The 9001-nt window shown below is 54.7% G+C and carries 6 protein-coding genes; 2 read left to right on the top strand and 4 right to left on the bottom strand.

Annotated elements, in window-relative coordinates; translation table 11 throughout:
- Nucleotides 1–1995 (bottom strand): AAA-like domain-containing protein (locus tag VB741_RS07990; protein ID WP_323364633.1); only part of this gene is annotated, 1995 nt, incomplete at its 3' end.
- Nucleotides 1996–2152: 157 nt separating this feature from the next.
- Nucleotides 2153–4318, bottom strand: a complete 2166-nt coding sequence (locus tag VB741_RS07985) for an AAA-like domain-containing protein (protein ID WP_323364632.1) — start codon at nucleotides 4316–4318, stop codon at nucleotides 2153–2155.
- A gap of 197 nt (nucleotides 4319–4515) precedes the next feature.
- Here VB741_RS07985 and VB741_RS07980 point away from each other — a divergent pair, with 197 nt between their 5' ends.
- Nucleotides 4516–5349 carry a PHP domain-containing protein gene (locus VB741_RS07980; RefSeq protein ID WP_323364631.1) on the top strand — a complete coding sequence of 278 codons (834 nt, stop codon included), beginning with the start codon at nucleotides 4516–4518 and terminating at the stop codon, nucleotides 5347–5349.
- Nucleotides 5350–5491: 142 nt separating this feature from the next.
- Here the strand turns inward: VB741_RS07980 and VB741_RS07975 are convergent, their stop codons facing one another.
- Complete coding sequence (locus tag VB741_RS07975) at nucleotides 5492–6094, bottom strand: 5-formyltetrahydrofolate cyclo-ligase (protein WP_442786320.1); 603 nt, start codon at nucleotides 6092–6094, stop codon at nucleotides 5492–5494.
- A gap of 106 nt (nucleotides 6095–6200) precedes the next feature.
- Here VB741_RS07975 and mutL point away from each other — a divergent pair, with 106 nt between their 5' ends.
- Nucleotides 6201–7853, top strand: a complete 1653-nt coding sequence (mutL, locus tag VB741_RS07970) for a DNA mismatch repair endonuclease MutL (protein ID WP_323364652.1) — start codon at nucleotides 6201–6203, stop codon at nucleotides 7851–7853.
- 60 nt (nucleotides 7854–7913) lie between these two features.
- Here mutL and miaA read toward each other — a convergent pair whose 3' ends face one another.
- Complete coding sequence (miaA, locus tag VB741_RS07965) at nucleotides 7914–8945, bottom strand: tRNA (adenosine(37)-N6)-dimethylallyltransferase MiaA (RefSeq protein ID WP_323364629.1); 1032 nt, start codon at nucleotides 8943–8945, stop codon at nucleotides 7914–7916.
- Nucleotides 8946–9001: the final 56 nt, after the last annotated feature.

Here is a 9001-nt window from a genome sequence, read left to right as displayed (position 1 = left end):
ATGGCCTTCTAGGGTGTTGAGGAGGGTGCCATTTCGATCCCATAGTTTGACGGTTTGGTCATCACTGGCGGAGGCAATGGTTTGGCCATCGGGGCTAAAGGCGACACTCAAGACCCCAGAGCTATGGGACTTGAGCTGATTTTTTTCGCGAAAGCCCCGACGTGGATAGGGATTATCCTGTGTGTTGGGATTGTTGAGGTTAAACGCTTTATTGTTGTAAACGCCTTGCATCAGTGCAGCTTTGGCAGGTGCAGCAATACTTGCTTCTGTAATGTTCTTCTCCTGCACTGTTTGCCAGGCTGCAACCGCTGTTGTCAATCCTTGTAAAGGTTGTTCGGCCAGCAAAAAAGCTTTAGACCCATTGGCCTGAGCCAGTATTGTTTGTTCTTGAGCGATTAGGGTTTGCTTTTCCGCCAAAACTTTCTGTTCATTGGCGTCTCTTGCGCTGGTCTCTGCTTTTGTCCGCTGTTCAGTCTCTGCCCGCTGGGCTATTTCTGCTGCTTGTCGTTGCTCAGCTTCTGCTGTTCTAGCTTGCTCTGCCCGTTGCGTTGCTTCCTGCGCGTCTGCACGTCGCTGTTCCGCAATAGCCGTTTGTTCTTTCGCCCGTTTAGCCTGCTTTTCTGCCTCTTGTGCTTGCTTATCAGCTTCTTTAGCTTTCTCCTCTGCTAATTGTTCATTTTTACTAGCTATATCAGCATTATCTTCTGCTCGCTGTCGTTCTTCATCGGCTCTATTTTTTTGTGCTTTGACGTCTGCGAGTGCTATTTTCTCTCTGTCAAGTGCTTGATCAGTCTTCCTTTGAGCCGACACAGCCCAAGCCCCAAACGTTAACGCCACTATCGTCACCGCAGCCAAAGTACCAATTGCTGCCCGCGCCCTTTGCAATCGCTTGACCCAATTCACCGGCAAGTGTTCCTTCACCCACCCCTGATCAAACACCCTCCGATAAATCGCATTACTCACATGCAGCGACCCTTTCTGCTCATCCCGCCGCACCACCCCCGCCAGCTTCAAATGCGACTTAATCAGCGACTGCTCCTCATCCAGCACCAACTCCCGCTCGCGCCAAATCTCGTCATACGTCGTCAACACCTCATACAATGCCCCATTCTCATTCGGCGTCCGCTGGGTCAACATATCCCGCACAAACAACAAGTTATTATCATTCCGCACCCCCGCCCGCAAAAACAAATCCTCCACCAGCCGCTCCACCGCCGCCGCACTCCAATCTGTGCGTTCACTCTCCACCACCCCCTGACACAGCCGCTGGGTCAAATACGGGTGTCCCCCCGTCCACTGCATCACCCAATGCAATATCTCCTGCGCCTTGCTCGGATCTACACTCAATCCCACCCCCAATTCCTGGGCCTCATCCCAACTAAAGTCCGTTAGGTTTACCCTGCGCCCCACATTAAACGGCGTCCGCTGCGGATCACTAATCAAATCCCCCGGTGATGCCACCCCAATCAACACCACCGACAGTCGTCCCAACTGTTCCTTCTGCGCCCGCGCCGTATAAAAATACCGAATCGCAATAAAAAAGTCGTCCGTAAACCCCAAACTCAGCGTCGTATCAATCTCATCCACAAACAACACAATCCGCCCTTCCACTTCCCTCAGAAGGATCTCCTCAAAAAAACGAGTCAGCCGCTGGGTCACACCCAAACGATCATTCTCTTCCCACCAATCAAAAATATCCGTATCGAGCATCAAGCTCTCATCAATTTCCGTCAGCAGTCCCAAGTACCACTGTTCTGTCGTGACGTTTGTGCCAATCTTCGTCAGGTCGATAATCACCGAAGTAACATCTTCCTCTTCCAGCCGTGCCGCTGTCTGCACCATCAGGCTAGATTTTCCCATTTGCCGAGAGGTGAGCACATAGGCAAATTGTCCCTCACGACAAAGCTGCAATAGCTCATCATCAGCCCTGCGGGAGAGATAGATGCCCCCTCCGGCCTGGACGGTGCCGCCAGTGGTATAGATCGAACCTGCCATGGTCAAAGCTCCTCACACATCTGCTTTGTTGTCCAGAACTACACTTCTCATTTGCCTAAAATGGATACCCTCATCCCCTCCTGGGAGGGGCAACGGGGTGGGTCTCCCGCTATTCATTCACCTCGGATTGGTGGGCTGTGCCACCCTACGGTCTTTTTTATCCTAAATGCTCCCTAAAATAATCTGCATATAACTGACACCTGGGAAACACTGACTGTCCTTCTCGACAGACTAACCCTGCCCCATGGAGACGAAAATATAGGACTTCATCCTCGCAGACCTGATCCTTAAGAATTTTCAAAAACCCCCTGACGAGTTCCTTATTGCCATACATGCGAAACAGGTGATACTTCAAATGATCACCAAAGGGACCATGCTCTTCCCGCGCCTGGGCAAACATGTCCTGTGCCGCCATGCGCCCACTGGCCACTAGGTACAATGCCTTGCGCACCAAATAGGGATGTCCATTCACCAGTTTCATTAATCGCTGTTCTTCCACCGCACTCAATGGCGAACCATGGAGTGCATTTAGTCGATGCACCTGCTGGGCGTCAAAGTCCTGCAGCCGCAGATTTTCCCCCACATTAAATGGCGACTGGTTCAAATCCGCAATCAGCTGATAGGGCTCCGTCGATGTGACAAAGGTGAGATCCAACTGCTTCCAAATCTTTTTCGTTGCCCGCTGATTGTGCCAACTGCGCAACATACTAAAAAAGTCATTGCGAAACGGCGTATCAAAAATCCGTTCCACCTCATCCATCGCCAGCACCAACGGCTGCTCCAGATTTTGTAGAATGTGCTTCCCCACATAGCGCGTACACCGCTGCGGATTGCCCAGGTTCTTCTTCCAGTAAGCCTCCACCTCGTCGTCCATATCCAGCTCATCCGTCAGCCAAAAGCAAAACTGCTGGTAGAACTCATCCGCATCCTGTAAGGCGGCCCGGTCAAACAGCTGAAAGTCTAGAAAGGCAATCTGCTTGCCAGCCCCAACAGCGGCCTCCATCACCCGGTTGAGTAATGAGCTTTTACCCATCTGCCGGGGACCTTTGATGGTCATGGTCACCCCCTGCTGCTGAATTACGCCTAGGGCGATGCGATCGCAATCCCGTTCCACATAAAAGTCCGAGGCCGTGTCCATGGTGCCCTCGGGCAACTCCGGCTGGGCCACCGGCACCGGCTGGGGAATCTTGTCCTGAGGCGCAACCTTAACCACCTCTGGCTGACGTCGCTCGTCGATGGACAGCACCCCACCAGCTATTGCCTGCTGCAGCTCCGCAATCAACCCTGGCGTATCCGCTTCGCTATCCCACAGCGCCCAGTTAATCGGGTTGAGATACACACTGAGCGGATGCTGAAAAGGCTCCCGATAGGCGAGCCGCACAGGCAAAATTCTGGGCCTGCCACCATTATCCTCAGCAATCTTATGGGCCAGCTCGATTTCCTGCAGCACCATTTCGCTATTTATCGACTGGGCCGAGAGCAAAACGATCAGGATATCCGCTTGCCGAATTTCGTTTTCTATTTGTTCTACCCAGCGTGTACCCACCAGCATCTGCTGATCGATAAACACTGAATTGCTGCTGTCCTGAAGCGCTTCATGCAGCTGCAGAGCGACCGCCTCATCGGGGGTGACATTGCGCTTGTAACTAACAAATATTCGTTTTTGGACGATTTTGGTTGGGAATTTGGCTTGATCCACTGGTGGCCCATACCCACCCTCCGGGGGTCCCCCCTTTCCGACTTCCGACTGCCAACTTCCGACTTCTCCCCTCACCCGCAAAACCGGTGTCTCCTCCTCTGGTATCCCCTCCGCCCCAATCCCCACCAATCCAAACTCAAAGGCATCAGCGTAACTCCGCCCATAGCCCAACCCGTCATAAAACCCCTCCGCAAACTTAATCGACGCCTGATCGCCAATGGCATCGGTCATGCCGATCACATGGTCCACATGGTCCAAAATCGCATCGGCCTGGGCCACGGAATGACAGGCATTCAGCAGCACACATTCCACGCCACCACACAGACGAAACAGCCGAGTCAGCGTAGCGGTACTAATCAGCTTGGCAATACCGTTTTTATCCTCAAAGGCGAGGCCCCGTTCCCCCAAACCATGGCCGGAAAAATGCACAATCTGGGGCTTATGCTGCAGCAAATGGCGATGCAGATCCCCCGTACGCACAGCAGGTTCAATGATCACCTCAAACGCGGCCCGTCCCTCCGACAGCTTCAGCGCTTCCTTGATCTGACGAATTTCCTCATCCAAACGCAGAGCCGTCGTATCTTTTGGATTTACCGCCAAAATCAATACTTTTCGCACATCCATGGGCAAGCCACTGCAATGATCTATGGATATGCTACACAGACTATTCAGTAAATACCGCGTTGTATCAATAAATCCTTATTTTTCTGGGTTGGGCGATCATCGGCTTGATCCGCCCATAATAGAAAGTAGGTGATGGTTTTTCCAGGGCCGCACCGTACAAAAACAGCCCCGACCACCTCCCTTCCCCTTTGTGTCCCATGCTCGAACTCCACTGCCACACCACCTTCTCCGACGGTTCCCTCACGCCTCAGCAGCTGGTTAATCGAGCTGTGGCCAAAGGAGTTAAGGCCCTAGCCATCACCGATCACGACACCATTTCTGGCTGGGAGGAAGCCCGCAGTGCGGCCGCACCCCACGGCTTAGAAATTGTTCCTGGCATTGAGCTGAGCACCACCTACAACGGTCGTTCCATGCATATTCTGGGGTTCTACCCCGACCCCCACAAGCTGGAAGCACCTTTGCAAGAACGGATCAACGGGCGCCATCGACGGGCGCAGAAAATGGTGGAAAAGCTGGGTGAGCTGGGCTATCCCATCGAACTCCCGCCCATGTCGGGGAATATGGCCCCCGGTCGTCCCCATGTGGCCAAGGCCATGCATGCTGCTGGCTATGTTACCTCGGTACAAGAAGCCTTCCAGCGGTTTCTCGGTGACCATGGTCCGGCCTATGTCCCCTATGAAAAATTTACTGCTCAGGAAGGGATTGACCTGCTGAAAAGCTGTGGCGCAGTTCCCGTGTGGGCCCACCCCTATCTCTTTCACGGTGGTGTTGTGGAGGAGGTTCTGCCCGAGTTGGTGAAGGACGGTCTCATGGGGGTGGAGGTTTATCACCCGCAGCACAGCAGCAGTGAAGAACGGGTATTGGAAGAACTGTGCGAAAAGTATGGTCTCGTGATGACCGGGGGCAGCGACTACCATGGCCCCCAGTCCAAGCCCAAAGCAAGTGATGTAGATCTCAACGGTTTGAATCTTTCCTTAGGATTGTTGGATCGGGTTAAGCAGGCGGCAACAGATTTGAAGAGAAAAGGGTAAGATGCCTGACGGCCTTGGGTAAAGCGACCAGGGTAAGATGTTGGGCGACATCGTGTGAAGCGATCAGGTTGTCTCTTTCCCTTTTCTCTCTTGCTTAAACCGCTGCAACTTCTTCCACCATGGGTGGATTTCACTTGGCCAATTATGGGGTGGCTAAAAACAATCCACTTTCGGTGCAGATGCCATCCAGCGGTCGGTCCCAACTGTTTTTGGGCACCTGGGGTAAACGGGCAAACTCAAACACAATAGCAATGGTGAGTTTGCCTTGCCAGCTGGGCTGACTCAACATGCGGTCATAAAACCCACCGCCATAGCCCAGACGATAGCCCCGGACATCGCAGCCAACGGCGGGTACCAAAATTAAATCCACCCGCTGGGGATCCACCTGGGGCGAGGTGGGATCGGGTTCCTGAATGCCATAGGCACCTGGGCGTAGGGGCCAGGTGCAGGAGGGAAACCAACGATGCCAAATGAGGTCCTGTCCGTTGCACCGGGGGAAGCCCCAAGAGCGTTGCTTGGCTAGTAACGGTCCCAGGTCTGGTTCATTGCGCACACTGCAGTAGGCGAGCACGGTGCGGGCCGACTGAAAGGTGGGCCATTGGGTGAGGTGGGTGCAGATGCGATCGCACTTTTGCTGCCACACCTGGGGTGGCATGGCCTGGCGGGCCTTGAGTAAAGACCGGCGCATTTGTGCTTTTTGGTCCTGGATTTTGGCAATGGCCGCTGGTCTGTAAGTCTCCGACATAATCGAGATTCGCCCCTTAGGTGCCGCCATCCTACACCCTTACCCCTAGCTCTTAATCAACCTTTCACGCTAGCGTTAGAAAACATCAGTTCAGGAAGCAACCACCATCGACACCGCATTACCCATCCAACGCCTATCCCAGGATGTGATCAGCCTGATTGCCGCCGGAGAAGTGATCGATTCCCTGGCGGCGGTGGTGCGGGAACTGTCGGAAAATGCGCTGGATGCCGATGCCACCCGCATTGCGATTCACCTATGGCCCGAGGTGTGGCGGGTGCGGGTGACGGACAACGGCAGGGGCATGGATCGGGCCAACCTAGAACAGGCCGCCACCGCCCACAGCACTAGTAAAATTCGCACCTGTGATGACCTGAGTAAAATCCAGAGCCTGGGATTTCGGGGGGAAGCGCTCCACAGCTTGGCCCAGCTCTCCCAGCTAGAGATCCGCAGTCGTAAAACTGGGGATGTGGGCTGGCGGGTGACCTACGGATCAGAAGGCCTGGTGGTAGACCTAGAAGAAGTTGCGATCGCTCCCGGCACCGTTGTCACCGCCGACCATCTATTTGCCCGCCTGCCCAATCGCCGTCAGATCTTACCCGCCGTGGCCCAACAGCTGCGCCAGGTGCAGCAAACCGTGCAGCAGCTAGCCCTTTGCCATCCCCATGTGACCTGGCAGGTGGGCCACACCGACCGCGACTGGTTTACCCTATGGCCCGGTGCCACCGCCAAAACCGTCCTGCCCCAAATCCTGCGGGATGTCACCAGCCATGACTTAGCCCAGGTCAGCCTGGAGGCGGAGGAATTGGGCTGTGACCAGGGGCAACTAGAGCTGCTAGTGGGGCTGCCCGATCGCTGTCACCGTCGCCGTCCCGACTGGGTGCGGGTGGCAATCAATGGCCGTACGGTGACAGCGCCTGTCCTAGTTCAATCCATGATCCACAACTTTCGCCGCACCCTGCCCCGCGATCGCTATCCCGTCTGTTTTTTGCACCTGCGGGTGCCTGCGGCCCAGGTGGACTGGAATCGCAACCCAGCCAAGTCTGAAATTTATTTACAAGATATGGAAGGCTGGTGCGATCGCATTGCCCTAGCCATTGAAAAAGCCCTACGTCTATCCAACCTGGCCCATGAGGCCCATACCCAGCGCACTCAGCAGCTGTTTAAAACCGCCGAAGCCACCGCCAGCTATGGTGCCACCGATCAAAACTTTCCCAGCCAGCTCAAAGCCGTCGCCCAGGTGCAAAACACCTATATCGTCGCCGAACACAGCGGTGGCCTTTGTCTGGTAGAGCAGCACATCGCCCATGAGCGGGTGATTTACGAACAGATCAAAACCCAATGGCAAACGGTGCCCATGGAACCCGCCATCATTCTCAGCCAGCTCCGTCCGCGTCAGGTGGAACAACTGCGACGACTGAGCCTAGACGTTGATCCATTTGGCGAAAACCTCTGGGCCATCCGCCATGTGCCAGCCCCCCTCGCAGACCGCGATGACTGCGCCGAGGCCCTATTAGAACTCAGCCTGGGCAGCGATGTGGATGCGGCAATGGTCGCTACAGCCTGCCGTACAGCCATTCGCAATGGCACACCCTTAGATTTAGAAACGATGCAAAAATTACTAGACAACTGGCAGCGCACCCAGAGCCCCAGGACCTGTCCCCACGGGCGACCCATTTGTTTGACCCTAGAAGAATCGAGCCTTTCCAGATACTTTCGACGGCATTGGGTCATTGGCAAGAGCCACGGGTTGAAACCGTAGGGGCAGGTCTGGTGTCTGCCCAGGAGGTAGCGGTTGCTCTCCAGAGCTGGGGACAATTGATCAAGACCCTCCGGTACGAGGGTCGTAGGGCGGCGTCCCGCCCTGCCCAGGGGGTTTGGGGAACTCGGAGGGACCCCAAGCAACCGACTTTGGTTCCCTTCCAACCCCACAAAGCTGCAAATAATCCCAAACCTTCTCCACCAATTCCCCATCATTCGAATCAAACCATCGAATCGCCGACACCTTCCTAAACCAAGTCCGCTGCCGCTTTGCAAACTGCTGCGTATGCCGAACAGTCAACATAATCGCCTCCCCCAACGACCCATCCCCCGCCAAATAGCGCCTCATCTCCCCATACCCCAACGTATCCAACAACGGCAAATCCGCCCCGTAACGATTGATCAACCTTTCCACCTCCCCCACAAACCCAGCATCTATCATATGGTGGGTGCGCTTAGCGATCCGCTGCCGCAGGTCCTCCCCACAATCTAGCCCCACATATATAAGGGGATAGTCCGGAGGGTTTTCCCCCTGCTGGGATGAAATCGTTCGTCCTGTAGCGTAGTAAACCTCCAAAGCCCGCAGAGTGCGTACTACATCATTAGGGTGAATTCGTTGAGCCGCCGCCGGGTCAACCTGCAACAAAAAGCCATAACACTGGGCCTGTCCTAGCCCAGTCAGCTGCCGCCGCAGGTCTGGCTGAGGTGCGACGCGGGGAATGATTAGCCCCTTTGCGATCGCATTCACATACAACCCCGTCCCCCCTACCAACAGAGGCACCTGTTCCTGGCGCTGATGTATTGCCTCAATTGCCCCCTGGGCCTGCATCTGATAATCAGCCACCGTCAAAGACTCAGTCGGATCACAAATATCAATCAAAGAGTGGGGCACCAACTGCCGCTCCGCCCAGGACGGTTTTGCCGTACCAATATCAAACTCGCGATACACCTGCCGCGAATCCGCCCCCAAAATTACCCCGTTTAATCGCTGCGCCAGCTGCACCGCTAAGCCAGACTTACCCGATGCCGTCGGCCCAACGACTATGACGAGAAATGGTACATTAGAACTAGCTTTAAGGGTGGTTTTAATCAACAAACAAAGTCCGTTTATTTGGCGTGTAAATTTTTTTGATCCATCCCTAATAAATA

Source organism: Leptothoe sp. PORK10 BA2 (assembly GCF_034932105.1).
GTDB lineage: Bacteria > Cyanobacteriota > Cyanobacteriia > Phormidesmidales > Phormidesmidaceae > Leptothoe.
This window is presented reverse-complemented; position numbering and strand designations above follow the sequence as displayed.